The organism is Caulobacter sp. Root343, assembly GCF_001425745.1.
GTDB lineage: Bacteria > Pseudomonadota > Alphaproteobacteria > Caulobacterales > Caulobacteraceae > Caulobacter.
Map to the genome: position 1 here is coordinate 265,122 of NZ_LMDF01000001.1, position 22,790 is coordinate 287,911.

Annotated in this window: 21 protein-coding genes, 1 tRNA gene and 1 pseudogene; 10 read left to right on the plus strand and 13 right to left on the minus strand. The window is 67.9% G+C overall.

The window, feature by feature from the left end; translation table 11 throughout:
• Positions 1-207 precede the first annotated feature (207 nt).
• From pyrC to ruvX, 3 genes are all read right to left on the minus strand, one after another.
• Entirely contained in the window at positions 208-1,509 is a 1,302-nt protein-coding gene (pyrC, locus tag ASC70_RS01345; RefSeq protein WP_056045681.1) for a dihydroorotase, read from the minus strand.
• A 175-nt stretch (positions 1,510-1,684) separates the two neighbouring features.
• The gene (locus ASC70_RS01350; RefSeq protein WP_056045683.1) at positions 1,685-2,683 is read right to left on the minus strand and encodes an aspartate carbamoyltransferase catalytic subunit; all 999 of its coding nucleotides are present in this window, start codon (positions 2,681-2,683) and stop codon (positions 1,685-1,687) included.
• A 71-nt stretch (positions 2,684-2,754) separates the two neighbouring features.
• Positions 2,755-3,234: a Holliday junction resolvase RuvX gene (gene ruvX / locus ASC70_RS01355; RefSeq protein WP_056045685.1), complete on the minus strand. Its 480-nt coding sequence runs from the start codon at positions 3,232-3,234 to the stop codon at positions 2,755-2,757.
• Positions 3,235-3,316: 82 nt separating this feature from the next.
• Here ruvX and gatC point away from each other — a divergent pair, with 82 nt between their 5' ends.
• Together gatC and gatA are read left to right on the plus strand one after the other, a co-directional pair.
• Entirely contained in the window at positions 3,317-3,604 is a 288-nt protein-coding gene (gatC, locus tag ASC70_RS01360) for an Asp-tRNA(Asn)/Glu-tRNA(Gln) amidotransferase subunit GatC (protein WP_056045688.1), read from the plus strand.
• Complete coding sequence (gatA, locus tag ASC70_RS01365; RefSeq protein ID WP_056045692.1) at positions 3,604-5,076, plus strand: Asp-tRNA(Asn)/Glu-tRNA(Gln) amidotransferase subunit GatA; 1,473 nt, start codon at positions 3,604-3,606, stop codon at positions 5,074-5,076. Before gatC ends, gatA begins: the two co-directional genes overlap by 1 nt.
• A 71-nt stretch (positions 5,077-5,147) precedes the next feature.
• On the opposite strand, the gene ASC70_RS01370 is transcribed toward gatA, so the two are convergent.
• Positions 5,148-5,741, minus strand: a complete 594-nt coding sequence (locus ASC70_RS01370; protein WP_056045695.1) for a hypothetical protein — start codon at positions 5,739-5,741, stop codon at positions 5,148-5,150.
• A gap of 190 nt (positions 5,742-5,931) precedes the next feature.
• Between ASC70_RS01370 and ASC70_RS01375 the strand changes: the two genes are divergently transcribed.
• Together ASC70_RS01375 and gatB are read left to right on the plus strand one after the other, a co-directional pair.
• Complete coding sequence (locus ASC70_RS01375; protein ID WP_056045700.1) at positions 5,932-6,324, plus strand: endonuclease domain-containing protein; 393 nt, start codon at positions 5,932-5,934, stop codon at positions 6,322-6,324.
• Positions 6,325-6,327: 3 nt separating this feature from the next.
• Positions 6,328-7,830, plus strand: a complete 1,503-nt coding sequence (gene gatB / locus ASC70_RS01380; protein ID WP_056045703.1) for an Asp-tRNA(Asn)/Glu-tRNA(Gln) amidotransferase subunit GatB — start codon at positions 6,328-6,330, stop codon at positions 7,828-7,830.
• A 75-nt stretch (positions 7,831-7,905) separates the two neighbouring features.
• On the opposite strand, the gene ASC70_RS01385 is transcribed toward gatB, so the two are convergent.
• Entirely contained in the window at positions 7,906-8,256 is a 351-nt protein-coding gene (locus ASC70_RS01385; RefSeq protein ID WP_047412888.1) for a hypothetical protein, read from the minus strand.
• A 193-nt stretch (positions 8,257-8,449) separates the two neighbouring features.
• Entirely contained in the window at positions 8,450-8,968 is a 519-nt protein-coding gene (locus tag ASC70_RS01390; RefSeq protein ID WP_082539667.1) for an RcnB family protein, read from the minus strand.
• Positions 8,969-9,165: 197 nt separating this feature from the next.
• Here ASC70_RS01390 and ASC70_RS01395 point away from each other — a divergent pair, with 197 nt between their 5' ends.
• Together ASC70_RS01395 and ASC70_RS01400 are read left to right on the plus strand one after the other, a co-directional pair.
• Positions 9,166-9,891, plus strand: a complete 726-nt coding sequence (locus ASC70_RS01395) for a glutathione S-transferase N-terminal domain-containing protein (RefSeq protein WP_056045709.1) — start codon at positions 9,166-9,168, stop codon at positions 9,889-9,891.
• Between the two features lie 172 nt (positions 9,892-10,063).
• Positions 10,064-10,342, plus strand: coding sequence for a sel1 repeat family protein (locus ASC70_RS01400; RefSeq protein ID WP_047412896.1), 279 nt, complete (start codon positions 10,064-10,066; stop codon positions 10,340-10,342).
• 42 nt (positions 10,343-10,384) lie between these two features.
• Here ASC70_RS01400 and ASC70_RS01405 read toward each other — a convergent pair whose 3' ends face one another.
• The gene (locus ASC70_RS01405) at positions 10,385-11,125 is read right to left on the minus strand and encodes a polysaccharide biosynthesis/export family protein (RefSeq protein WP_056045712.1); all 741 of its coding nucleotides are present in this window, start codon (positions 11,123-11,125) and stop codon (positions 10,385-10,387) included.
• A gap of 85 nt (positions 11,126-11,210) precedes the next feature.
• Between ASC70_RS01405 and ASC70_RS01410 the strand changes: the two are divergent.
• The 3 genes and pseudogenes from ASC70_RS01410 (at position 11,211) to ASC70_RS01420 (ending at position 14,745) form a co-directional block, all read left to right on the plus strand.
• A pseudogene (locus ASC70_RS01410) lies at positions 11,211-12,748 on the plus strand (Wzz/FepE/Etk N-terminal domain-containing protein).
• A gap of 42 nt (positions 12,749-12,790) precedes the next feature.
• Positions 12,791-13,492, plus strand: a complete 702-nt coding sequence (locus tag ASC70_RS01415) for a hypothetical protein (protein WP_056045719.1) — start codon at positions 12,791-12,793, stop codon at positions 13,490-13,492.
• A gap of 74 nt (positions 13,493-13,566) precedes the next feature.
• The gene (locus ASC70_RS01420; protein ID WP_082539789.1) at positions 13,567-14,745 is read left to right on the plus strand and encodes an O-antigen ligase; all 1,179 of its coding nucleotides are present in this window, start codon (positions 13,567-13,569) and stop codon (positions 14,743-14,745) included.
• Here the strand turns inward: ASC70_RS01420 and ASC70_RS01425 are convergent.
• From ASC70_RS01425 to ASC70_RS01440, 4 genes are read right to left on the minus strand one after another with little or no spacing between them, the layout of a single operon-like run.
• The gene (locus ASC70_RS01425) at positions 14,742-15,515 is read right to left on the minus strand and encodes a polysaccharide deacetylase family protein (RefSeq protein WP_056045725.1); all 774 of its coding nucleotides are present in this window, start codon (positions 15,513-15,515) and stop codon (positions 14,742-14,744) included. The genes ASC70_RS01420 and ASC70_RS01425 overlap by 4 nt on opposite strands.
• Entirely contained in the window at positions 15,515-16,444 is a 930-nt protein-coding gene (locus ASC70_RS01430) for a glycosyltransferase family A protein (protein ID WP_056045728.1), read from the minus strand. The genes ASC70_RS01425 and ASC70_RS01430 overlap by 1 nt, the downstream gene beginning before the upstream one ends.
• Entirely contained in the window at positions 16,441-17,880 is a 1,440-nt protein-coding gene (locus ASC70_RS01435; protein ID WP_056045730.1) for a lipopolysaccharide biosynthesis protein, read from the minus strand. Before ASC70_RS01435 ends, ASC70_RS01430 begins: the two co-directional genes overlap by 4 nt.
• Positions 17,881-17,890: 10 nt before the next feature.
• Complete coding sequence (locus tag ASC70_RS01440; RefSeq protein WP_369815088.1) at positions 17,891-19,408, minus strand: exopolysaccharide biosynthesis polyprenyl glycosylphosphotransferase; 1,518 nt, start codon at positions 19,406-19,408, stop codon at positions 17,891-17,893.
• A gap of 130 nt (positions 19,409-19,538) precedes the next feature.
• Between ASC70_RS01440 and ASC70_RS01445 the strand changes: the two genes are divergently transcribed.
• Positions 19,539-19,629 (plus strand) — tRNA-Ser (locus ASC70_RS01445).
• Between the two features lie 44 nt (positions 19,630-19,673).
• Here the strand turns inward: ASC70_RS01445 and ASC70_RS01450 are convergent.
• Both ASC70_RS01450 and ASC70_RS01455 read right to left on the minus strand, forming a co-directional pair.
• Complete coding sequence (locus ASC70_RS01450; RefSeq protein ID WP_082539668.1) at positions 19,674-21,038, minus strand: DUF1501 domain-containing protein; 1,365 nt, start codon at positions 21,036-21,038, stop codon at positions 19,674-19,676.
• Between the two features lie 4 nt (positions 21,039-21,042).
• A complete protein-coding gene (locus ASC70_RS01455) occupies positions 21,043-22,737 on the minus strand; it encodes a DUF1800 family protein (protein ID WP_056045737.1) in 1,695 nt (564 codons plus the stop codon).
• Between the last annotated feature and the right edge of the window lie 53 nt (positions 22,738-22,790).

Consider the following 22,790-nt stretch of genomic DNA (forward strand, 5'->3'; position numbering starts at 1 on the left):
AGGCGAGTTGCGCGCGAATTCAACCGCTACGCAAGCGAGAGTTGTGGATCCCTGGTGTAATGCAGACTCGGGGCGTGTCCAAATCTCCTCCCCCGCGATGCGGGGGAGGTGGCCCGGAGGGCCGGAGGGGGCAAGCTGGACCCATGCCGCATTAGCCCCCTCAGTCGCTCCGCGACAGCTCCCCCGCATCGCGGGGGAGCAGATTCTTTACCCCTCCGCCCGATGCACCACGCGGCCGTCCACCACCGTCATCAGCACCTGGCCCTGCAGCCTCCGCCCGTCGAACGGCGAGTTCTTGGACTTCGACAGCAGGCGCGCCGCGTCGACGATGATCGGGGCATCGATGTCGCACAGCACCAGGTCGGCCGGGGCGCCGGGGGCGATGCGGCCGCCGCGCAGGTTCAAGAGCTCGGCCGGGGCCAGGGTGACGGCGCGGATCAGGTCGACGAGGGCGATGCGCTCGTCGTGGTACAGGCTCAGCAGGGCCGGCAGCAGAGTTTCCAGGCCCACGGCGCCCGGCGCGGCCTCGTCATACGGCAGGCGCTTGTCCTCGGCCGGGGCGGGGCTGTGCGAGGAGACGACGATGTCGATCAGGCCCGAGGCCAGGGCCTCGATCAGCGCTTGGCGGTCGTCCTCGCCGCGCAGCGGCGGGTTCAGCTTGGCGAAGGTGCGGTAGTCGCCGATGTCCAGCTCGTTGAACGACAGGTGGTTGATCGACACCGAGGCGCTGATCCGCAGGCCTTTGCCCTTGGCCCGCGCTAAAGTCTCCAACGCTTGGGCCGAGGTGATCTGGTCGACCAGCAGCTTGCCGCCGGTGGCTTCCAGCAGGGCGACGTCGCGCTCCAGCATGATCCGCTCGGCCATCGGCGAGATCGAGGGCAGGCCCATACGGCCGGCGAACTCGCCGCCGGTCGCCGCGCCGCCCTTGGCCAGCCAGGGATCCATCGGCCGGTGGGCCAGCAGGGCGTCGAAGCCCTTGGCGTAGGTCAGGACGCGCTGCATGACCTTGCTGTCGACGATCGGCTTGCCCGCGTCGGTGATGTAGACGCAGCCGGCCTCGCGCATCAGGCCGATCTCGGCCATCTGCTCGCCGTGCAGGCCCTTGGTCGCCGCGCCGGCGACGAGGATGCGGGCGCTGTCGATGTCGCGCGAACGGCGCAGGATGAAGTCGACGACACTGGGATCGTCGATGGCCGGCGCGGTGTCGGGCTGCACCACGAACGAGGTCACGCCGCCGGCCGCCGCGGCGCGAGCCGCCGAGGCCAGGGTCTCCTTGGTCTCGGCTCCGGGCTCGCCGGTGCGGACGCGCAGGTCGATCAGGCCGGGCGCTAGCAGCGCCCCACCGCAGTCAACAACCCGTACGGCCTTCGAGAGCTTGCCGAACTCACGGCCCTTGGCGACGTCGGCGATGACGCCTTCCGAGACGATGACGCCGCCGGGGCCGTCATAGCCGCTCTCGGGATCGACCAGGCGAGCGTTGACGAGGGCGAGAGGCTGGGCGGACGTCATGGTTGAAGGTCTCGCGTACCGAACACGAACATCCGACCTTCCCGGCGAAGGCCGGGACCCAGATTCATCCGGTGAGTTTGGTGTGGACGCGCCCTGAAGCCTTGCTCAAGTGCGCCCTGCTCGCGGGTTCGATCTGGGCCCCGGCCTTCGCCGGGGAGATCGGAGGATATGGGATTCATCGTCCCACCCCCTCAATCCGCGCGGCCAGGCTGGTCAGCACCGCCATCCGCGCGGCGACGCCCATCTCGACCTGGTCCTGGATCAGGCTGACGGCCGGATCGTCGGCGACGTCGCTGTCGATCTCGACGCCGCGGTTCATCGGGCCCGGATGCATGACCTTGGCGCCGGGCGCGGCGCGGGCCAGCTTTTCGCGATCCAGGCCATAGAAGCGGAAATATTCGCGGGTCGAGGGCACGAAGGCGCCCTGCATCCGCTCCAGCTGCAGGCGCAGCATCATCACCACGTCGGCCCCGGCCAGACCGGACTTCATGTCGTGATGGACCGTGACCCCCCAGCGCTCGGCCTGGGCCGGCATCAGGGTCGGCGGGCCGACCAGGCGGACGCTGGCGCCCAGGGTGTGCAGCAGGGCGACGTTCGAGCGGGCCACGCGGCTGTGCAGCACGTCGCCGCAGATCGCCACGGTCAGGCCCGAGACCCGGCCGAAGGCGCGGCGGATCGATAGGGCGTCCAGCAGGGCCTGGGTCGGATGCTCGTGCTGGCCGTCGCCGGCGTTGACCACGTGGCCGCTGACCTTCTGGCTGAGCAGGGACGCCGCACCCGACGAGGCGTGGCGCACGACCAGCAGGTCGGGGCGCATGGCGTTCAGGGTGACCGCCGTGTCGATCAGGGTCTCGCCCTTGGCCACCGACGAGGTCTTGGGGTTCATGTTGACGACGTCGGCGCCCAGCCGCTTGCCGGCCAGCTCGAACGAGCTTTGGGTGCGGGTGCTGTTCTCGAAGAACAGGTTCATCAGCGTGCGGCCGTGCAGCAGGTCCAGGCTCTTGGACGTCTGCCGGTTGAAGGCGACGAAGGCCTCGGCCAGGTCCAGCAGATCCGTCGCCTGCGGCGCGTTCAGGTCGCCGGCGGAGAGGAAATGGCGTTTTGGGAAGGCGAAGACGCGAGCGCGGATCGCATCGATGGCCGCGCGGGCGGGGTCATGGGCTGAAGCCGTCATGAGCCCGCGTCATAGGCGGCTTTGGCGGGGAAGGGAAGCGCGGGGTCTGAACGGCTGCGTTCGCTCCACAGCTATGGAGCCTGTAGCCCCCGCATCCGCTCCAGCGCGCCTTGCAGGATCCAGCCGGCCGCCATCTTGTCCACGACCTCGGCCCGGCGCTTTCTATTCACGTCATGCTCCTCGATCAGCACCCGGGTCACCGCCGCCGTCGACAGCCGCTCGTCCCAGAAGGTGATCGGCAGGTCGGGTCTCAGGCGCAGCAGGTTCCGGGCCAGGGCGCGGTTGGACTGGCAGCGGACGCCTTCGGTGCCGTCCATGTTCATCGGCAGGCCGATGACGATCCCGACGGCGCCGCGGCTGTCCATCAGCTTGAACAGCGCCTCGGCGTCCTGGGTGAACTTGGTCTTTTCGATCAGGGCCAGCGGGCTGGCGACCGTGCGGGTGACGTCCGAAACGGCCACCCCCAGGGTCTTCTCGCCGGGGTCCAGGCCCACCACGGGAGCGTGCTGGGGCAGGGCGGCGGCGAAGTCGGCGATGTCGAGAACGGGCATGGCTCTCCATATCAGGCGGCGCGCCGCTTGAAACCTTGTCTCCGGCCCGCTAACCCACGCTCTCGAATTTCAGGAGATCCCCATGGCCATTGACGCCGCCACCGTGCGGAAGGTCGCCCGGCTCGCCCGCATCGCCGAACCCGAAGAGCGCATCGAGGCCCTGGCCCAGGAGCTCAACGGGATCATGACCTGGATCGAGCAACTGGCCGAGGTCGACACCGACGGCGTCGAGCCGCTGACCAGCGTCGTGGGCGCCGGCCTGCCGCTGCGCGACGACGTCGTCACCATGGGCGGCGATCCGGCCCGGGTGACCAGCAACGCGCCCAAGTCGATCAACAACTTCTTCGTCGTGCCGAAGGTCGTGGAATAATGAGCAGCCTGACGAAGCTGACCCTGAAGGCCGCCCTCGACGGGCTGGCCGCTCGCGAGTTCACCTCGGTCGAACTCACCCAAGCCCACATCGAGGCCATCGAGGCCGCGCGCGGTCTGAACGCCTACATCCTGGAGACCCCGGACAAGGCGCTGGACATGGCCGCCAAGTCCGACGCCCGCCGGGCGCTGGGTGAGGCCGGGCCGCTGGAAGGCGCGCCGCTGGGCGTCAAGGACCTGTTTTGCACCGAGGGCGTGCGGACCACGGCCTGCTCGAAGATCCTCGAGAACTTCGTGCCGACCTACGAGTCGACCGTGACCAGGCAGCTGTGGCGCGACGGCGCGGTGATGCTGGGCAAGCTGAACCTCGACCAGTTCGCCATGGGCTCATCGAACGAGACCAGCTACTTCGGCCCGGTCACCAACCCTTGGCGCTCGGCCGGCTCGAACAAGGCCCTGACCCCGGGCGGCTCGTCCGGCGGTTCGGCCGCGGCGGTCGCGGCGGACCTGTGCCTGGGCGCGACGGCCACCGACACCGGCGGCTCGATCCGTCAGCCCGCGGCTTTCACGGGCACGGTCGGCATCAAGCCGACCTACGGCCGCTGCTCGCGCTGGGGCGTCGTGGCCTTCGCCAGCTCGCTGGACCAGGCCGGCCCGATCGCCAAGACCGTCGAGGACGCGGCCCTGTTGCTGACCGCGATGTCGGGCCATGACCCCAAGGACTCGACCAGCCTCGACATCCCCGTGCCGGACTTCACGCAATTCGTGGGCAAGTCGGTAAAGGGCCTGCGCATCGGCATTCCCAAGGAATACCGCGTCGACAACATGCCGGCCGAGATCGAGAAGCTGTGGGCCGACGGCGTCGCCTGGCTGAAGGACGCCGGCTGCGAGATCGTCGACATCAGCCTGCCGCACACCAAATACGCCCTGCCGGCCTACTATATCGTGGCCCCGGCCGAGGCGTCCTCGAACCTGGCCCGCTACGACGGCATGCGCTACGGCCTGCGCGAGGACGGCGCCAACTTGACCGAGATCTACGAGAAGACCCGCGCGTCGGGCTTCGGCGACGAGGTCAAGCGCCGCATCCTGATCGGCACCTATGTGCTCAGCGCCGGCTACTACGACGCCTACTATCTGAAGGCCCTGAAGGTGCGCCGCCGCATCGCCGAGGACTTCGACAAGGCCTGGGAAAAGTGCGACGCCATCCTGACCCCGACCGCGCCGTCGGCGGCGTTCGGCCTGGGCGAGAACAGCAACGACCCGATCGCCATGTACCTGAACGACGTCTTCACGGTGACAACGAACCTGGCCGGGTTGCCGGGCCTGTCCTTGCCGGCCGGCCTCGACGCCAACGGCCTGCCGCTGGGCCTGCAGATCATCGGCAAGCCCCTCGACGAGGGGACGGTGTTCTCGGTCGCCGGCGCGGTCGAGAAGGCCGCGGGTTTCACGGCCAAGGCCGAAAAATGGTGGTGATCTAGAAAAGGGCGGCCCCTCGCGGAGCCGCCCTTCTTCTTGGGATCTCTCTTGGGAGGAGAGAGGGGAGATTACATCGGGGCCGACGGCTCGGTCGTGGCCGGGGCCGGGGCGGCCGGCGGCGGGACCACCAGCGGCGCCGGTTCGGCGATGGCCGGGGCGCTCACGGTCGGGGCGGCCGGAACGGTGGCGCTGACATTGGCCGAAGCGCTCGAGACGTCCGGCGCGCTCTCACGGGCGGGAGCGGCGCGACGAGCGGCCGGACGGGCTGCGGGCGCGGCGCGCGGCGCGGTCGAGCGGGCCACCGGCGGCGGGGCCGCCTCGTTGGCGGCGACCTCGGTCGGCTGCGGGATCGGCGACGGTGTCGCAGCGACATTGGCCGGGACGGGCGTGGCAGCCGGGGCCGGGGTCTCGGCGGCGGCGGTTTTCAGCGACTGCGGATCGGTCGGGGCTTCGGCGCGGTTGGCGCTCATGGCCCAGATCAGGCCGCCGGCGGCGATCGCCAGGACGGGAAGGCCGACGAGAAGCGGCAGGTTGTTGGACGCCTTCTTCTTCGGCGTGCGAGCATAGACCGGCTGCGTCGGAAACAGAGCCGAAGCATTGGGGTCAGTCGTCACGACCGGTTCCGGGGCGTCGAAATTAAGCGTAGGGCGAGCGGTGGTCATTTCTACCTCCGAGGGTGAGCTGTTCGGGGAATCGAACGGCGCGATAACTCGACGGTTCCCTTGCCTCGCAATGGCGCCAATGATGACCAGAAAAGGCCATTTTTTCACTCGACCAGCTTACAGCTCCGCTGAATACTTTCCCTCCCCTTTATGGGGAGGGTGGCCGCGAAGCGGTCGGGTGGGGCTCGGCATGACCGTCGTCCGCGCGAGAGCATTGCGAAAGGTCATGAGCCACGCCGAGGTTCGGCTCTGGTCTCGCTTGAAAAAGCTGAGGGGCGAAGGCTTTCACATCCGTCGCCAAGCGCCGTTCCGAGGCTACATCCTCGACTTCGTCTGCTTCGACAGGAGGCTAGCCATCGAGGTGGATGGTCCCCATCACGATACGCTCGAGCAGCAAGAGCACGACGCTATTCGAGACCGAGTTCTGCGCCGAGAAGGCTTCCAAACCTTGCGTTTCCCGGGCCGGGCGGTGCATGAGGAGATCGACGCCGTGATGGATATGATTTGTCATGCCCTGAACGCCGCGAGCCCCACCCGGCCGCTTCGCGGCCACCCTCCCCACGAGGGGGAGGGAGGAAGCTAAGAGATGACTGAAGCAACTTCTTCCAAAGTGATCCAAGGCCGCACCGGCCCCTGGGAAATCGTTCTGGGCCTCGAGATCCACGCTCAGGTGGCCAGCAAGTCCAAGCTGTTCTCCGGCGCCGCCGTCGGCTTCGGCGCGGGGCCGAACGAGCAGGTCAGCCTGGTGGACGCGGCCATGCCGGGCATGCTGCCGGTCCTGAACGGGTTCTGTGTCGAGCAGGCCGTGAAGACGGGCCTGGGCCTGAAGGCGCAGATCAACCTGAAGAGCCGCTTCGATCGCAAGAACTACTTCTATCCCGACCTGCCGCAGGGCTATCAGATCAGCCAATTCGACCAGCCAATCGTCGGCGAGGGCGTCGTCACGGTCGAGCGCGACGACGGTACGACCTTCGACGTGCGCATCGAGCGCCTGCACCTGGAGCAGGACGCCGGCAAGTCGCTGCACGATCAGGATCCGAACGCGACCTATGTCGACCTGAACCGCGCGGGCACGGCGCTGATGGAGATCGTCTCCAAGCCCGACATGCGCACCTCGGAAGAGGCGGCCGCCTACGTCAAGAAGCTGCGGACGATCCTGGTCTATCTGGGCACCTGCGACGGCGACATGGAGAAGGGCAACCTGCGCGCCGACGTCAACGTCTCGGTCTGCCGTCCGGGCGCCTACGAGAAGTTCCGCGAGACCGGCAGCTTCAGCCACCTGGGCACGCGCTGCGAGATCAAGAACGTCAATTCGTATCGCTACATCCAGCAGGCCATCGAGTACGAGGCGCGTCGCCAGATCGAGATCCTGGAAGACGGCGGCAAGATCGACCAGGAGACCCGCCTGTTCGACCCGACCAAGGGCGAGACCCGCTCGATGCGGAGCAAGGAAGAGGCGCACGACTATCGCTACTTCCCCGATCCGGACCTGCTGCCGCTGGTCCTGGATCCCGCCTGGGTGAAGTCGATCGAGGAGACCCTGCCGGAGCTGCCGGACGCCAAGAAGGCGCGCCTGCAGAGCCAGTACGGCCTTTCGGCCTACGACGCCGGCGTGCTGATCATCGAGAGCGACCGCGCCGATTACTTCGAAGCCGCCGCCAAGGGGCGCGACGCCAAGCTGGTGGCCAATTGGGTGACCAACGAGCTGCTGTCGAAGCTGTCGGCCGGCGGCCACGAGATCGCCGCCTCGCCGCTGCCGTCGTCGGACATCGCCCAGTTGGTCGAGCTGATCGAGAACGGCACCATCTCGTCGAAGATCGCCAAGGAGGTCTTCGAACACATGTGGGCCGGCGAGGGCCGTCCCGCCGAGATCGTCGAGAAGCGCGGCTTGGTGCAGATCAACGACACCGGCGCGATCGAGAAGGCCATCGACGACCTGATCGCCGGCAATCCCGACAAGGCCGAGGCCGTGAAGGACAAGCCGCAGGCCCTGGGTTGGTTCGTCGGTCAGGTGATGAAGGCCACGGGCGGCAAGGCCAACCCCGGCACGGTCAACGAGCTGCTCCGCAAGAAGCTCGGCGTCGAATAGCGCCGATCAGATCCCCGAACGACGAGGGCCCGCGGCGGAAGCCACGGGCCCTTCTTCGTTGATGCGAACTTTTTCTTATTGAGGCTGGGTCGGAGAGGTCGAAGACTCCTCGCCCGGCTTCTTGTGCTTCTTGTGCTTCTTGGCCGTCTTGTCGTCGGCCGTGGTCTTCTCCTCGGTGGCCGGCGCCGTGGCCGAGGTCGGCGTACCGGCGCTATCGGCCGGAGCGGCGGTCTCGGAGGCGGGCGGGGCGGCCTGGGTCGAGGGATCCGTGGTCGACGGCGTCGTGGTCGTGGCCGGAGCGGTCGACGGCATCGGGGACGGATCGGCCGGGGTCGTCTGCGGCGCCGTCGTCTGAGCCAGGGCCGAGCCCGCATAGGCGGCGGCGGCCAGGGTGAGCGCGGCGGTGGTGAGGCGCAGGGTCTTCATCGGGTCATGACCATGTTGCTGTAGCGTCGGAGTGTGACGCGAGGCGAACGCTGACCCTGCAATGCGTTCGAAATAGCTTCGCAATCGGGCGCTTAGGCCCAATACGCGGCGAGGTTGTGGCGCTGATGGCCGCAAAACGGCGCCCCAGGCAAAGCTCAGGACGCCGTCTCGCAATGGCAAAGCCAGTTCAGGTCTAGTTATTGGCGATGACGTCGAAGATCAGGCCCGTCGCGATGGCGGCCAGGACATAGTCATTACCGGTGTGGTACCAATAGTAGCCGCGGGGCGGCGGGCGCAGGTGATAGCGATAGTAATCGTTCACCACATAGCCATGACCGCGATAGTAGCCGGGCAAATAGGCGCCACGGCGCCACGACGTATAGCCGGGGCGGAAGCCGGGACGGCCATAGTAGGCCGCCGGCGGCGGGCCGTAGGACCAGCGATTGTTATAATAGTAGCCGTTGTGACGGCCGCCATCCCAGCGGTCGCCGCGGTCCCAGCCGTTGTGGCGGCCGTTGTCCCAGTGGCCGCGGTCACGGTCGTAGCCTCGGCCCCGGTCATAGTCCCCGCGATCATGGTCCCGACCGCGATCCCAGTCGCGATCACGGTGGTCCCAGCGACCGCGATCCTGGGCGGCGGCGTCGGTCGCCGTCAGGGCCATCGGCCCGGCCACGGAGGCCACGGCGGCGATGGTGAGCAGCAGACGTTTCATCTCGTCTTCTCCTAGTGGTCGGGCGACGAAATCGAAGCGCCGCCTAGAAACTTCCCTCGACCTTGAAACGCACGATGAGCGTTTGCGGCTGAACCGGGGCTGAATGGCGCTGTTAGGGATTTTGCCGATCGCCCTTGGCGCGGCGAAGCGTCGCGACCATGTTCTGGAACAACCACGATTGCGGGAGGGAAGCGCCGATGAGTCGTCCGATCGAGCTGCACTACTGGCCCACGCCCAACGGCTGGAAGGTCTCCATCGCCCTGGAGGAGATGGGTCTGCCGTATGAGATGATTCCGGTGAACATCGGGACCGGCGAGCAGTTCAAGCCGGAGTTCCTGGCCATCAGCCCCAACAACCGCATGCCCGCCATCGTCGATCCCGAGGGGCCCGACGGCCAGCCGATCTCGATCTTCGAGTCCGGGGCGATCCTGCAATATCTCGCTCGCAAGACCGGCCAGTTCTATGGCGAGACCGAGCGGGACCGGGTCGAGATTGACCAGTGGGTGATGTGGCAGATGGGCGGTTTGGGGCCGATGGCCGGCCAGACGCACCACTTCCGACAGTATGCCCCGGCGATCATCGCCGACCAGCGCCAGATCGCCTACGGCGCGATCCGCTACACCAACGAGACGCACCGCCTGTACGGCGTGCTCGACAAACGCCTGGAGGGCCGTGATTTCATCTGCGGCCGATTGTCCATCGCCGACTTCATGAGCTGGCCGTGGGTTGTTCCGTGGAAAAACCAGGGCATCATTCTGGACGAGTTCCCCAATCTGAGTAGGTGGTTCGAGCGCCTCGGCGCCCGCGAGGCGGTTCAGAAGGGCTTCAAACTCGGCGCGGAATTGCGGTCCGGTGGCCTGCAAGCGTCTGGAAAGGCTGCGGAAGAGGCTCGCAGAGTCCTTTTTGGCCAGAGGGCGCGTTAACGCGCTGTATACTTGCGTTTACGCGCAGTAATCACTTTAAATAACCAGTATACTAAGCGCGACATTCATGATGTGCGCGCATTTAACTATATCTTCAGTGGCTCAGGACTTTTCTGCTCTCAGGCTCTGATCCGGCAAAACGCCGGGGCGAGCTTGAGAGAGGAGATGAGCCATGATGTTGATGAACGAACCGCCGGCCGTCGTCGCCATGCTGCCGCTGCCGACCACCGAGTCCACCGGGGACGAGCTGTTCCGTATGGGCCTGCTATATTCGACCGGTCAGGGCGGCGCGCCGCTGGACTACGTGTCGGCCCACATGCTGTTCAACCTGGCCGCCATGCGCGGTTCGGTCGAAGCCAAGGTCTACCGCAAGGAGCTGTCGCAAGAGATGGCCAGCGACGAGGTCGCCGAAGCTCAGCGCCAGGCCCGCGAATGGCTCGCCCACGGCTGAACCCGGTCGCCGGGTTCAGCCTCTCGCCGTCCGGCCGCGTTCCTAGCGAACGTTGCCGTTGATCGCGTAGCTGAAGCTGATCGGCAGCAGGTCGCGGAAGTACTGCTGCATGAAGAGGCCCGTCTCGGACACGCCGCTGCGCGGCACGTAGACGACGTCGAAGCGGCGCAAGGGCACGAGGTCCGCGCCGCCGGGACTGGTCAGACCCTGTAGAAGGTTGGCGGTCCGCATCATCGCCCGCCCGTCGGGGCCGCGACGAATGATCACAACCTGATTGCGCTTGGCGCCGTTGGTGAAGCCCCCGGCCTGGATGACGGCCCGTAGGGCGTCGCCGTCGCCGGCCATGTCGAAGACGCCGGGGTTCTTGACCTCGCCGCCGACGAAGACCTTGAGCGGGGTCGTGGACTTCACCGAGACCTGGACCTGCGGCCGCAACAGCGTGCCGGAATAGGCCTGGCTGATCGAGCCTTGCAGGTCGTCGATCGTCCGATCGGCCGCCATCACCGGCGTGGCCAAGGGCAGGGTGATCCGCCCGTCGGGCTGCACCGTCACGGTCTTGCTGAGTTCGGGCGCCGACGGCACCGTCACCTCGACCTCGTCGCCCGGATAGAAGCGATACGACGGCTCGTCGTCGCTCCAGTCGGCGTAACCGATATTAGAGAAGTTCGCGGTAGGCCTGGGACCCGGCGTGATCGGCTCGGCGTCGATATGGCCACAGGCGGAGACTCCGCCGGCCACCAAGACCACGGCCAAGGCCGTCAAAAAGTGCGTGCGGCTTTGCATGCGACAAGTCTTAACAGGAATGGGTAACGAAGCCTTAAGGGCGGGCGCGCCACGGTGCGTGACAGATTGAACCGCCTGGATTCGTATGTCGACGAGCGCCTGGACCAGCGTGCCGCACGACTCTCCGCCTCGCATGGCGGCGAGCAGCGGCGGCGCGCGTCCTAAATACGCCCCGACCGACTTCGTCACCTTGCTGTGGCGCGAGCGCTTCCTGATGCTGGGCGTCTTCCTGGTCATCGTGGCTCTGGGCTTCGCGTTCTCGATGACGCTGAAGAAGAGCTACACGGCCGAATCGAGCCTCTTCGTTCGCCTGGGCCAAGAATATGTCTACGAGCCTCGGGCCGGCGACGCCGGTCGCGGCGCGGTGCCCAACACCGACGAGGTCATCCAGTCGGAAGCCGAGATCCTGGGCAGCGGCGAACTGCGCGAGCGGGTGATCCGCAAGATCGGCTTCGCGAAGGTCTTCCCGAAATACGCCGCCAAGTACGCCGGCGCCACGCCCGAGGGTAAGCGCAAACTGATCGCCGAAGGCCGCGACTCGATCGGCAAGAGCCTGAAGATCGAGACCGCGCCCGACAATTCGATCATCCGCCTGGCCTTCCAGCACCAGGATCCGGAAATGGCCGAGAAGGTGCTGAACACCTTGCTCGAGGAATATCTGATCTATCGCCGCTCACTGCTGATCGGCGGCGACAACCAGGTGCTGCAGCGGCAGCGCGACATCTTCGCGCAGAAGCTGGGCGACGCCGACACGGCCTATCAGTCGTTCCTGGTCACCAACGACATCGGCGACTTCACCGCCCAGAAGAACGTCCTGACCCAACTGCAGGCGCAGGTCGAGCAGCAGAAGTACGCGGTGGACGCCCAGCTGCAGGACCGCATGGGCCGCCTGTCGGTCGTCGAGAGCGAGCTGGCCCGCACACCCAACGAGACCGTGCTCTATCGCGACACCGACATGTCGGCCTCGACCAAGCTGGCCCAGCTGAAGCTGGACCGCGAGGGCCTGCTGGCGCGCTACACGCCCAATGCCGGCCCAGTGCAGGACATCAACGCCCAGATCGCTCAGCTGGAGGCCGGCCTGGCCGCAGGCCGCACGGCGGGCGAGGGCGCCCGTCGCAGCGGTCCGAACCCGATCTGGCAGACCCTGGCCACCACCCGCAACGACCTGCGAGCCGAGGTCGCGGCCTTGCAGCAGTCGCAGGCCGCCTACGCTCAACAGGTCACTGACGTGAACACACGCCTGCTGCGCCTGGCGCAGCTGGAACCGCAGTTCAACGAACTGACGCGCGACCGCGACGTTCTGTCCTCCAACGTCCGCGACTTCACCGTCAAGGAACAGCAGGACGAGGCCCAGCGGCAGATGTCGGCCGAAAGCAGCGACAACATCCGCATCGTCCAGCGCGCCGTGGCGCCTTCGACCGGCAAGAGCCTGAAGAAGCCGATCCTGGCGATCTCCATCCTGTTCGCCGCGTTCACGGCGCTGTGCGCCGGCTTGGTTCGCATGTTCCTGCGTCCGGGCCTGCAGACGCCGGCCTCGGCCTCGCGCACCCTGGGCATGCCCGTGCTGGCCACGGCGGGGGTCAAGCGGTGAGCGCTTTCGTCGCCTTTCGCCGACAGGGTTAATGTCGCAAGTTCCGAAGTCCTGAGCGCGCGGCGATTCGGTAAATGGTGGATTTGAACGTCGAGATGACGGAGTTGTGGAGCGCGCTGGGGACACCCCCGGCCGGTCGTCCGCATGTCATCCAGTTCGTTTCGGCGCGCCGGGGCGAGGGGACCTCGACTGTCGCTCGCGAGTTCGCGCGCTTCGCCTCGCGCCGCGCCGGCCGCAAGACCTGGCTGATCGACCTCGATCTGAGCAGCCCCAGTCAGTTCCGCGAGCTATCGGCCGATCCCAATCGTTTCGGCCCTCTGGGACCGCCAGTGGCGGCCTCGCCCGACGGCTCGGCCTTCTTCACCGTCCAACCGCCCGCGCCGCGCGCCGAGGGCGGGGTCTGGCCGGACGCCAAGTACCTGGTCGGCCATAGTGTCGGCGGACCGCGGCTGTGGGTCGCCCGCTTCAATCGCGAAGCGCTGCGCGGCCGCCAGCAGGCCCACGTCATCCCCTCGGCGGACTACTGGCGGGCGCTGCGCAAGCACGCCGAGGTCATTGTCGTCGACAGCCCGTCCGTCGACCGCTCGCAGGCGGGGCCGACCGTGGCCCAGCACATGGATCAGACCGTGCTGGTGGTTTCCGCCGATCAGCCCGACGTGCGGCAGCCCGCCATGCTGCGCGATGCCCTGACGGCCGCCGGCGGCCGGTGCGCGGGGCTGTTCTTCAACAAGGTCTCGGTGCAGACGCCCGGCTTCCTGAAGGCGATCCTGCCGTGACGTGGCAGCCCACGAGGGAAGGGGAGCCTCGGGCTCTCCAGCCCTCGCTGCTGACCATCGGCGTCGCGGTGGTCATGCTGCTGATCTACAGCTCCGGCTGGCAGCTGCCTCTGTTCGGCGAGAAGAGCGACGAGTCGGCCTCGGGCATTCTGCGCGTCGCCTTCCTGCCCGCCTACGCCCTGGCCTTTCTGCTGATCATAGGCAAGCCGTGGGCCCTGGTTCGGGCCACCCTCCGCCAGCCGTTCCTGATCATCCTGATGGGCATCGTGGCCGCCTCGATCTTCTGGTCGATCCAGCCCGACGTCTCGATCCGCCGGGGGTTCGCCGTGGGTTGCACCACGATCTCGGGCCTGGCCCTGGCCTCACGGTTTCGCTGGGCGGAGATGGCCCATGTGTTCGCGATCGTCTTCAGCGTCCTGATCGTGGGCAGCTACGTCGTCTGCATCGCCACGCCCTCGATCGGGGTGATGACCGAACTGTTCCCGGGGGCATGGCGCGGCCTTTGGATGGAGAAGAACGCCTTGGGCGGCCTGATGGCCATGGCCATCTGCGTCCTGGGCGCGGCTTCGCTGCTCACGCCTAGCCGGGCCAAGCTGTGGCTGCCGATGGCGTTCCTGGCCTTCGGTCTGGTGATCATGTCGCAGTCCAAGACCTCGCTGGCCTCGCTGGTGCTGGGTCTGGCGGCTTTGGGCTTCGTCTGGCTCGTGCAACGCGGGCCGGCCATCGGCGTGGCGGCCACCTGGGCCGGGATCAGCGGCGCGGGCCTGCTGGCGGCCTTCATCATCCTGGCCTCGGACGTCTTCTTTCACCTGCTGGGCAAGGATGCGACCTTCACCGGTCGGACCCAGATCTGGGCCGCCGCCATGCGCCAGATCGAGGAGCGGCCCTGGCTGGGCTACGGCTACGCCGCCGTGTGGAGCGACAAGTCGGGTTGGGGGCCGCTGGCGTGGATCGTCCACGACGCCAAGTTCACCCCCCAGCACGCCCACAACTCGTGGATCGAGCAGTGGCTGGGCATGGGCATCGTCGGCCTCTGCGCCTGGGGGCTGTTCTACCTCCAGACCATGGCGCTGGCGATCGTGGCGGTGTTCCGCAGCCGGGGGGCCTTGCTGGCGTTCCCGTTCCTGGTCGTCTACAGCTTGGTCAGCCTGACGGAGAGCATCGCGGTGGTCTATAACGACTTCCGCTGGGCCATTTTCGTCGCTCTCGCCGCCAAGTTGGCCTTCTCCGACCAGGCGCAGGACGAGGGCTAAAGCCCGATCCGCTTGGCGCCTTCGGCCACGGTCACGACATCGAAGCCTTCCGCCACCGCCCGGTCGATCAGTCGCTCCAGCGCGCCCGTCGTGCAGCCCCATTGCGACGGCTGGTCGGCGACGTCGTGGGTGTAGAGGATCAGCCAGGCCTTGCGCGCCTTGGCCTTGTCGAGCCAGCCGTTGGCCACCGCCTCGCCATCTTCGCCTTCGATCCCGACCGCCGGCGCCTGGTTCAGATCGGCGCCGCTCGTGATCAGGCCGTGGTGCAGGGCGCGCAGGACCTTGAAGCGGCCGGCGAGCGCCGTTTTCGCGGGCCCCCCTACGTCGCCGTAGGGGTAGGCGAAGTTGACCGGCTCACCCACGCCCCAGGCCGTCAGGCTTTCGGCGTTACGGTCGACATCGGCGAGGGTCGTGGCTCGTGACGACTGGCCGCAGTCGAGGTGCGAGAAGGTGTGGCAGGCGATCTCGTGTCCGGCGTCGTGCAAACGGCGGGCGTCCTGGCCGGTGGCGAAGCGACCCATGGGACCGTCGCGGCCCGCCAGACCGGCGGCGAAATAGTAGGCGCCGCGCAGGCCCCGGGCTTCCAGAGCCTTGGCGCCCGCCTCGCAAGCCGTGGCCGGGGCGTCGTCGAAGCTGAACGAGACCATCGGCCGCTCCAGCGCCACCTGGGCCGGCCGGCGGTGCGCCAGGCGGATCAGCCGCCGGCGCAGCTTGCCCTTGAGGGTGCGGTCGGGCTCGTAGGCGTCGACCTTCTCGAATTCGACCTGCATCAGACGGCCTCGATATAGAGCGACGCGCGATACAGCCGCATGGCGAACGCGCGAAGGGAAACGGGTGCGGCCTCGGCCAAGGCGACCCGCTTCAGCAGCGGTCGCCAGGCGTGGCGCAGCGGGAGCGGCTTCAGGGCCTTGGCGACCTTGTAGCTGGGATAGGCGCTGACGATGTCGCGGTGGGACGCCACAACCCGGGCGAAATTGGCCGCGGACTGCTCATACTTGGCGGCCATGGTCGGCGCGGCGTCCAACCCCAGGTGAGTGGCGGTGTTGTCGATATGCAGGATCGGGTGAAGGCGCACGACGCGCATGGCCCACTCGACGTCCTCCCAGCCCCAACCGGAGAAGCCTTCGTCGAAGCCGATGGTCTCGAACACGTCGCGGCGAACCAGCAGGTTGGAGGTGAAGACGTGCTTCTCGGGCGCCCTGGCGCGTTCGGGGGCGGGCGTGCAGTCGCTCTTCAGCGCCATGGCGCGGTGCAGGGCGTGCTCGGGACGTCGCGGAGTCTGGTCGAGGGTGAAGCCGCCGAAGGCCACCGGGGCGTCGCTGTCCGCCACCGCCGCCCAGCGCGAGAGAAAGTCCGGGGTATCGGGCAGCATGTCGCTGTCCAGGAACAGGAAGTGTCCGCCGCGCGCGTGGCTGGCCAGCCGGTTGCGGCCCTTGGCGCGGCCCTCGTTGCTGGACAGGCGTACGAACCGAACAGGGACGCGCAGTTTCTCCACCCGGCGGGCGATGCGTTCGGCCAAGGCGTCGTCGCCGCCGCCGTCGTCCAGCACCACGACCTCTGCCCCGGCGAGGGGATCGTCCAGGGCCTTGAGCAGGGCGACCGGGTCGTCGCGGAAGGTCGGGATCAAGACCGACAGACGCGGCTGGGCCTGGGCCCAGGCGGCGTTCTCGATGCGGATTTCGGTGATGGGCGCGGTCATAGGGCGTGAGCCCTCCGGCGAAGGATCAGGGAAAGCTTGCCGCGCAGGCCGCCGACGTCGAGGCCGAGGACCAGCGCGCCGTAGACGGCCGCGCCGACCCCGGCCTTCAGGGCCAGTTCCAGCAGGCCGCCGGGCGAGGGCAGGACGGAAACGCAGGCGGCCATGACCAGGCTGGCCCCGCCGGCCTTGGCCAGCACCTCCCAGGGGATAGGCAGGCGGCAGGCGCGACGGCCCAGGGCCCAGGCGGCGACGGCGCCGAGGCCGTAGCTGAGCGTCGTGGCCCACAGGGCGCCGTCCAGGCCCAGGCGCGGGATCAGGATCAGGTTCAGGATCACGTTGGCCAAGGCCGGCGCGCTCATGCTGGCGATCAGCAGCGGCGTGCGGCGGGCCAGGGTGAAGGCCTGCAGCAGGTAATAGGTGGTGACGCCGGACAGCCAGCCGCTCGCGGCGATCCAGGGGGTGACGTGGCTGGCTCCAGCGCGCAGGCCCTCGCCGACCATCAGGTCCGCCAGCGGGCGTGCGACCAGGGCCAGGCCCACGGCGGCGGGCAAGGTCAGCAGGGTCATGAAGCCAGCCTGCTCGCGGGCGGCCTCGGTCAGCGCCGGTTGGCCGCCGCGTTCGAGAGCCGAGATCAGGGCGGGCGCGCCGGCCATGCCTAGCCAGATGAAGACCACGTCCAGAGTGCGGCTGCCGAGCGAGTAGCCGGCGTGATAGACCCCGACCGTGGCTTCGTCGAGGAAGGCGCCCAGCAGCAGGCGATCGGTGCTGGCCAGCACCAGGGCCAGGATCAGCGACATCGAGACGGGCAGGCCGTAGGCCGCATAGGCCTTGGCCAGAGCCTTGTCGAAGCGACCGCCGGTCATCGATTTCAGCTCGCTCGGCAGCACGAGCGCCACGCACAGAGCGGAAATGACGCCGACGCCCAGCACCGGCGCCGCGCCACCCAGGCCCGCGAAAGCCAGGGCCAGGCCGACCAGGAAGCCGCCGGCGGTCTGGGCCATGCTCAACAGCGCCGCGCCCGAAACCTCGCCGGCCGCGCGGCGACGCTCTTGGGCCAGCTTCATCAGGCTATTGACCAGGCTGGAGGCCAATGCCGCGATCACGGCGACCTTCAAGGGCGGGTTCAGCGGCAGAAGCGCGACGACGGCGCAGGCGACCGGAACCGCCAGGGCCGCGCCGATCCACAGGCGATAGAGGGTGGCGAAATGGTCGGCCAGACGGCCGTCCTCGGTGCGCGTGGCCAGGAAGCGGGCCATGGCGGCCTCGGTCCAGGTCAAGAGGCAGGTCTGGGTCAGGCTGCCGACCGAGAAGGCCAGGGCGTAGACACCGTACTGGGCGGGCTCCAGCACGCGCGTGAACAGGACGATGGTGAGCAGACCCACCACGCCCTGCACGATATTGACCGGCAGATAGCCGAGGACCCCGCGCCAGAACATCGCCGGCCGCCTAGCGCACCGCCGACCGATCCCCCAGCAGGCAGGGGATGGTCATGGCGATGACGTAGAGATCCAGCCAGAACGACTGGCGCTCGATGTATTCGACGTCCAGCGCCACGCGCAGGCGGACGCTTTCGGGGGTGTCGACCGGCCCGCGCGAGCCCTTGATGGCGGCCCAGCCGGTCAGGCCGGGCTTCATGCGGTGACGGTGGGCGTATTCGGCGACCAGCTTGGCCGACTCGACGCCGCCGGTCTTCATGCCGATGGCATGGGGACGGGGGCCGACGATCGACATCTCGCCGCGCAACACGTTGAACAGCTGCGGCAGTTCGTCGAGGCTGGTCTTGCGGATGAACTTGCCGACCTTGGTGACGCGGTCGTCATTGGCGCTGATCTGGCGCGCGGCGCTGGCGTCGGCCATCTCGTGGCGCATCGACCGGAACTTCCAGACGAGGATTTCCTCGTTGTTGAAGCCGTGGCGACGCTGGCGGAAGAAGATCGGTCCGGGGCTGTCCAGCTTCACGGCCAGGGCGACGATCAGCATGAACGGGCCGGCGACCGTCAGGCCTAGGATCGTGACGACCAGGTCCTGGCCGCGCTTGATCCAGGCGTGGCGCGCGCTGACGGCGGTTCCCGACAATTCGTTCTCGCCGCCGGCGGCGATGCGCGCCAGGGCCGCGTCGTCGTCGGCCGGACCGCCGACGTCGATGAAGAGGTTCAGCGGATTGGGCAGCACGCCCAGCTTGTCGACCAACTGCCGGACGCGGCCCTGAGCGGTCGAGGCGACGGCGATCACCACGCGATCGACATAGGGCATGATGCGATGGTCGAGCAGGGCATTCGTATCGCCCAGCACCGGCACGCCCATGATGTTCTCGGGCGCGCGGTCCAGGCGGTCGTCGAACACGCCGAGGACATTGACCTCGCCCGTGCGCATGGCCGCGTCGATCAGGCGCTCGGCGTTGGCCGTGGCGCCGACCACGACGATGTTCGGAGTCAGGCTGCCGAGTTGACGACCGTGGGCGATAACGCCCCACCAAACGGCGTGAAGGGCCGCGAGGGCGCCGGTGGCGCTCAGCAAGGTCAAGAAGGTCGGGGCGTCGGCTGTTCCGGAAATCAGGACGGTGGCGGAGGCGACCAACAGGCCCGCGGCCAGCGCCGGGACGGTCCGGCCTAGATGCCGTGGCAGATTCTGCTTGCGGGGAAAGGCGTAGGCGCCCAGAGCGCGCAGGGCGACCAGCACCGTGAGGGCCCACAGACCGGCGGCGACCGGGTGTCCCTCGACCGTGACGCCCACCATCACCCCGATGGCCACCAGGATGTCGACGACGCGGAAGGTCCGCGCCAGCAGCCTGGCTTCCTGCCTGGCCCGAGTCGGCACCAGCTGGCCCGGGCGGAACGGCCCGCGCCGCGCGCGTCCGGGATCGCCGCCGCCTCCGCTACCGGCGGCGCGCGGAGAGGCGTCCGTCGAGGCGACGAAGGCCGAAGCGGATTCGGCGTTGGCGGCGGGTTGAGTCAGGGGACGCATGGCGCTCGATGTTGAGAAAACCATGTTCAAGCTAGCGTCGCCGTCTGAGCGTCACGTTAACACCGGAATTTCCGACATCCGCCGTTGTCATGTCGAAGCGAACACGCTATCGAACCGCTCCCTCTCAGGAGGAGACGTGGCCGAGAGGCTGAAGGCACCGCTTTGCTAAAGCGGCATACCTCAAAAGGGTATCGAGGGTTCGAATCCCTCCGTCTCCGCCACCCCCTTATTTCTTTGGCCGACACCTCTTCCGCCGGGCTCGGACCTAGCCGAACAGGGGCACGGAGCCGCGTCCGCCGCCGTTCCAGTTGGCCCAGTTTGGGAAGACGTAGGGCAGGTCGGCGGGGCTGACGCCGTACCACTGGGCGATGGCGCCGATGTATTCCTCGGTGGCGATGGAGGGGATCCAGCGGCCGTCGTTGGAACTGTCCTCGGGGCCGCCGAAGGCCATGTCCGGATAGCGGCCGTGCACCTTGCCGTTGGCCAGGGCGCCGCCGACCACGAGGTGGTTGGAGCCCCAGGCGTGGTCGCTGCCGCCGTTGGCGTTGCCTTTGAACACCCGGCCGAAGTCCGACATGGTGAAGGCGGTGACGTTGTCCTGCAGGCCCAGGGCCTTCATGGCGTTGTAGAAGCCGGCCAGGGCGTTGGCGAGATCGGCGTAGAGGCCGTTGTGCGCGGCTAGCTGGCCGGTGTGGGTGTCGTAGCCGCCCTGGCTGACGAAGAAGGTCTGCTTGGCGTGGGCCAGGGTGTTGCGGGCCTCGATCATCCGGGCCGCGCGCAGCAGCTGGCGAGAGATGTCCGAGGTCAGGGCCGCGCCGGTGGTCGGGTTGACGAAGTGCTTGTCCACCGCCGAGGTCGTGGCGCTGATGATCGTATTGGCGGCCACGGCCTGGGCATAGGCCGAGCTCATGCCCTTGCTGGTCAGGTCGGTCAGGGTTCCATAGGACGAGGCGTCGGCGAAGACATCCAGCGCCGCCTGGCGGGCCTTGACGGCCGCGTCGGTGGTCGCGGCGTTGTAGCCGTTGCGCACGACCGCGCCGCTCGACGGCAGGATCAGCGGCGAGGAGCGGTCGCCGATCAGGCAGAGGTTGGAGCCGGCGATCGAGATCAGCGGCGGCAGGTTGGCGACCGCGGCGCGGTCGTTGATCCGGCCCATGAAGCCGTCGCGGTTGGCCGACCGCGTCCGCATGCCCTGCCACTGGTTCTGCTGGTCCTCGTGGGACATCAGGTTCACCGGCCGCAGGTCCGGCCGGCTGGTGTAGAGGGCCTTGGTCAGCGGCGCGAACAGGGTGCCGGTGTTGAGCACCACGCCCAGGCCGCCGTCGTCCCACACCGCCTTCAGCGGCGCCATGGCCGCATGCAGGCCAAAGGCCGTGCCGGTCAGCGGCACGAGGCTGGCCTGGGCCAGGGCGATGCCCGAACCGCGCTGCTTGGCGTAGTCGGCGTAGCGACCGTCGGTGGGGGCGACCATGTTCCAGGCGTCGTTGCCGCCGAACAGGAACACCCCGACCATGGCGCGGTACGATCCGCCGTCGGCGGCCAGGGCGCTGGACAGGCCCAGCTGGCTCAGGGCCGCGACCGCCGAGCCGCCGGCGGTCATTTGCAGGATTTCACGACGAGAGACGGTCATACGCTTACCGATCGACTTGGAAGAGAGGCGAGGAGGCGACGATGTACAGCGCCGCCTGGGCGCGGCGGCGGGCCTGCAGGGCCGGATCGCTGTTCTTGATCGCGGCCATGGCGGTGACGAGGCTCTGGCGCTGGGCCGGGGTCATCGTCCCGTTCAGCATCACCAGGTTGATCCGGTCGATCGTCTTGCCGTCGTTCGCGCCGTTCGCTTCCCACGACGCCCAGTTGGGGACCGTGCCCGTGGCGCTTAGCGTCGGCTTGAACTCGCCGCGCGTGGGGTCGCCGCCGACTGTCCAGTCATAGAGGAAGTTGTGGCGGCTGATGGTCGTGGAGGTGGTCATCAGCTTGCCCACGGGACTGACCAGGCCGTCGCCCTGCGCCAGCGGGAAATCGTAGGGGTAATAGTTGAACACCGACGGCGCCCGGAACGGGGCTTGGCCCATGCCGGCGTCGCGGGTCATGAAAGCATAGCCATCGGTCGTATAGCCGATGGCGCGAGCCAGTGAGGTGGCCAGCAGCACCGGTTCTTTGACCTTGCCCGGCAGCTGCGAAACGACGCGGGCCTCGCTGTCGAGATAGATGGCCCGAACCACCGCCCTCAGGTCGCCGCGTACGCTCGCGCCGTTGTTGGCGAACACCGCCGCCACGCGCTCGACATAGGCCGGGGTCGGATTGGCCAAGGTCAGCTGCTGGATCAGCCGCTTGCAGATATAGGGTCCGGTGTTGGGGTGGTAGAACACCGCATCGACCACCGCATCGACATTGGCCGGCTGACTGGCGCCGGCCGCGACCGTCTTGCCGAGGAAGGTCTTCGAGCCTGTGTCGAACCGTGTGGCGTACATCACCATCGGCTGCGACCAGTCACGATTGTTGTTGTCGGTCAGGGCCGCCCCGTTAAGCCGCGCCCAGGTCCACCCCGTCAACGCCCGCGCCACCTCCTTCACGTCGGTGTTGCTGTAGGTGGGGATGGTCGCGCCGGTATTGTCGGTCTGGGGTGTGCCGTCGGGATTGAGCAGCACCGTGCCGACCGAGAACAGCTGCATCAGCTCGCGGGCGTAGTTCTCGTTGGGCTGGCTCTTGTTGGAGTCGGCCATGTCCAGGTAGTCGCCCATGAAGCCGTTCAGGGTCACGGCCTTGAGGATGTCGCGGTAATTGCCAAAGGCGTTGCCGAGCAGGATCTGCTGGAAGGTCGCCAAGCCCGCCGTATTGTGGACGTCCTGCTCGGACGCGACGACGATCTGCGAGAGGGCGAAAGCCACGCGTTGGCGCAGCTGGTCATCCTTGCCGATCGCATCGGCGTAGAACCGCATCTGCATCGGCCAGGCCGAGAAATTGTCGTGAGTGCAGTTGGTCAGGTCCGCGCCCGTCAGCGTCGAGCAGAAGTTTCCTGGCACCGGTTTGGCGGCCAGATCGGCATAGCTGCTGGAAGTCAGGGTGAACTGCTCGTCGAGCCAGGCCGCCACCGACTTCTTGGCGACGATCGCGTTGATCAGCTCCGGCGTCGGGCCGAAACTGGCCTGCTTGGCAAGGCGCGCGGCCTCGTCCGGCATGATCTCGCCCGTCGGGGCGAGCGCGATGGCGTCGGCGACGCCGCTTCTCGCCGAGCCGCCGCCGGAGCTGTCGCTCGAGGCGCCGCCGCAGCCGGAGAGGAAGATCGTGAGGCTGAGCGCCGCCGCCGAGCCAAGGTGCTGTTTACGCATGACGAAGTCCCTGACGCGCCGCGGAGGCGGCGCGCCTGAAGCTGGAAACCAGA

Coding starts and splice junctions, on each gene's coding strand:
- pyrC (WP_056045681.1), bottom strand. CDS start 1,509: ATGACGTCCGCCCAGCCTCTCGCCCTCGTCAACGCTCGCCTGGTCGAT.
- ASC70_RS01350 (WP_056045683.1), bottom strand. CDS start 2,683: ATGACGGCTTCAGCCCATGACCCCGCCCGCGCGGCCATCGATGCGATC.
- ruvX (WP_056045685.1), bottom strand. CDS start 3,234: ATGCCCGTTCTCGACATCGCCGACTTCGCCGCCGCCCTGCCCCAGCAC.
- gatC (WP_056045688.1), top strand. CDS start 3,317: ATGGCCATTGACGCCGCCACCGTGCGGAAGGTCGCCCGGCTCGCCCGC.
- gatA (WP_056045692.1), top strand. CDS start 3,604: ATGAGCAGCCTGACGAAGCTGACCCTGAAGGCCGCCCTCGACGGGCTG.
- ASC70_RS01370 (WP_056045695.1), bottom strand. CDS start 5,741: ATGACCACCGCTCGCCCTACGCTTAATTTCGACGCCCCGGAACCGGTC.
- ASC70_RS01375 (WP_056045700.1), top strand. CDS start 5,932: ATGACCGTCGTCCGCGCGAGAGCATTGCGAAAGGTCATGAGCCACGCC.
- gatB (WP_056045703.1), top strand. CDS start 6,328: ATGACTGAAGCAACTTCTTCCAAAGTGATCCAAGGCCGCACCGGCCCC.
- ASC70_RS01385 (WP_047412888.1), bottom strand. CDS start 8,256: ATGAAGACCCTGCGCCTCACCACCGCCGCGCTCACCCTGGCCGCCGCC.
- ASC70_RS01390 (WP_082539667.1), bottom strand. CDS start 8,968: ATGAAACGTCTGCTGCTCACCATCGCCGCCGTGGCCTCCGTGGCCGGG.
- ASC70_RS01395 (WP_056045709.1), top strand. CDS start 9,166: ATGAGTCGTCCGATCGAGCTGCACTACTGGCCCACGCCCAACGGCTGG.
- ASC70_RS01400 (WP_047412896.1), top strand. CDS start 10,064: ATGATGTTGATGAACGAACCGCCGGCCGTCGTCGCCATGCTGCCGCTG.
- ASC70_RS01405 (WP_056045712.1), bottom strand. CDS start 11,125: ATGCAAAGCCGCACGCACTTTTTGACGGCCTTGGCCGTGGTCTTGGTG.
- ASC70_RS01415 (WP_056045719.1), top strand. CDS start 12,791: ATGGTGGATTTGAACGTCGAGATGACGGAGTTGTGGAGCGCGCTGGGG.
- ASC70_RS01420 (WP_082539789.1), top strand. CDS start 13,567: ATGCTGCTGATCTACAGCTCCGGCTGGCAGCTGCCTCTGTTCGGCGAG.
- ASC70_RS01425 (WP_056045725.1), bottom strand. CDS start 15,515: ATGCAGGTCGAATTCGAGAAGGTCGACGCCTACGAGCCCGACCGCACC.
- ASC70_RS01430 (WP_056045728.1), bottom strand. CDS start 16,444: ATGACCGCGCCCATCACCGAAATCCGCATCGAGAACGCCGCCTGGGCC.
- ASC70_RS01435 (WP_056045730.1), bottom strand. CDS start 17,880: ATGTTCTGGCGCGGGGTCCTCGGCTATCTGCCGGTCAATATCGTGCAG.
- ASC70_RS01440 (WP_369815088.1), bottom strand. CDS start 19,408: ATGCGTCCCCTGACTCAACCCGCCGCCAACGCCGAATCCGCTTCGGCC.
- ASC70_RS01450 (WP_082539668.1), bottom strand. CDS start 21,038: ATGACCGTCTCTCGTCGTGAAATCCTGCAAATGACCGCCGGCGGCTCG.
- ASC70_RS01455 (WP_056045737.1), bottom strand. CDS start 22,737: ATGCGTAAACAGCACCTTGGCTCGGCGGCGGCGCTCAGCCTCACGATC.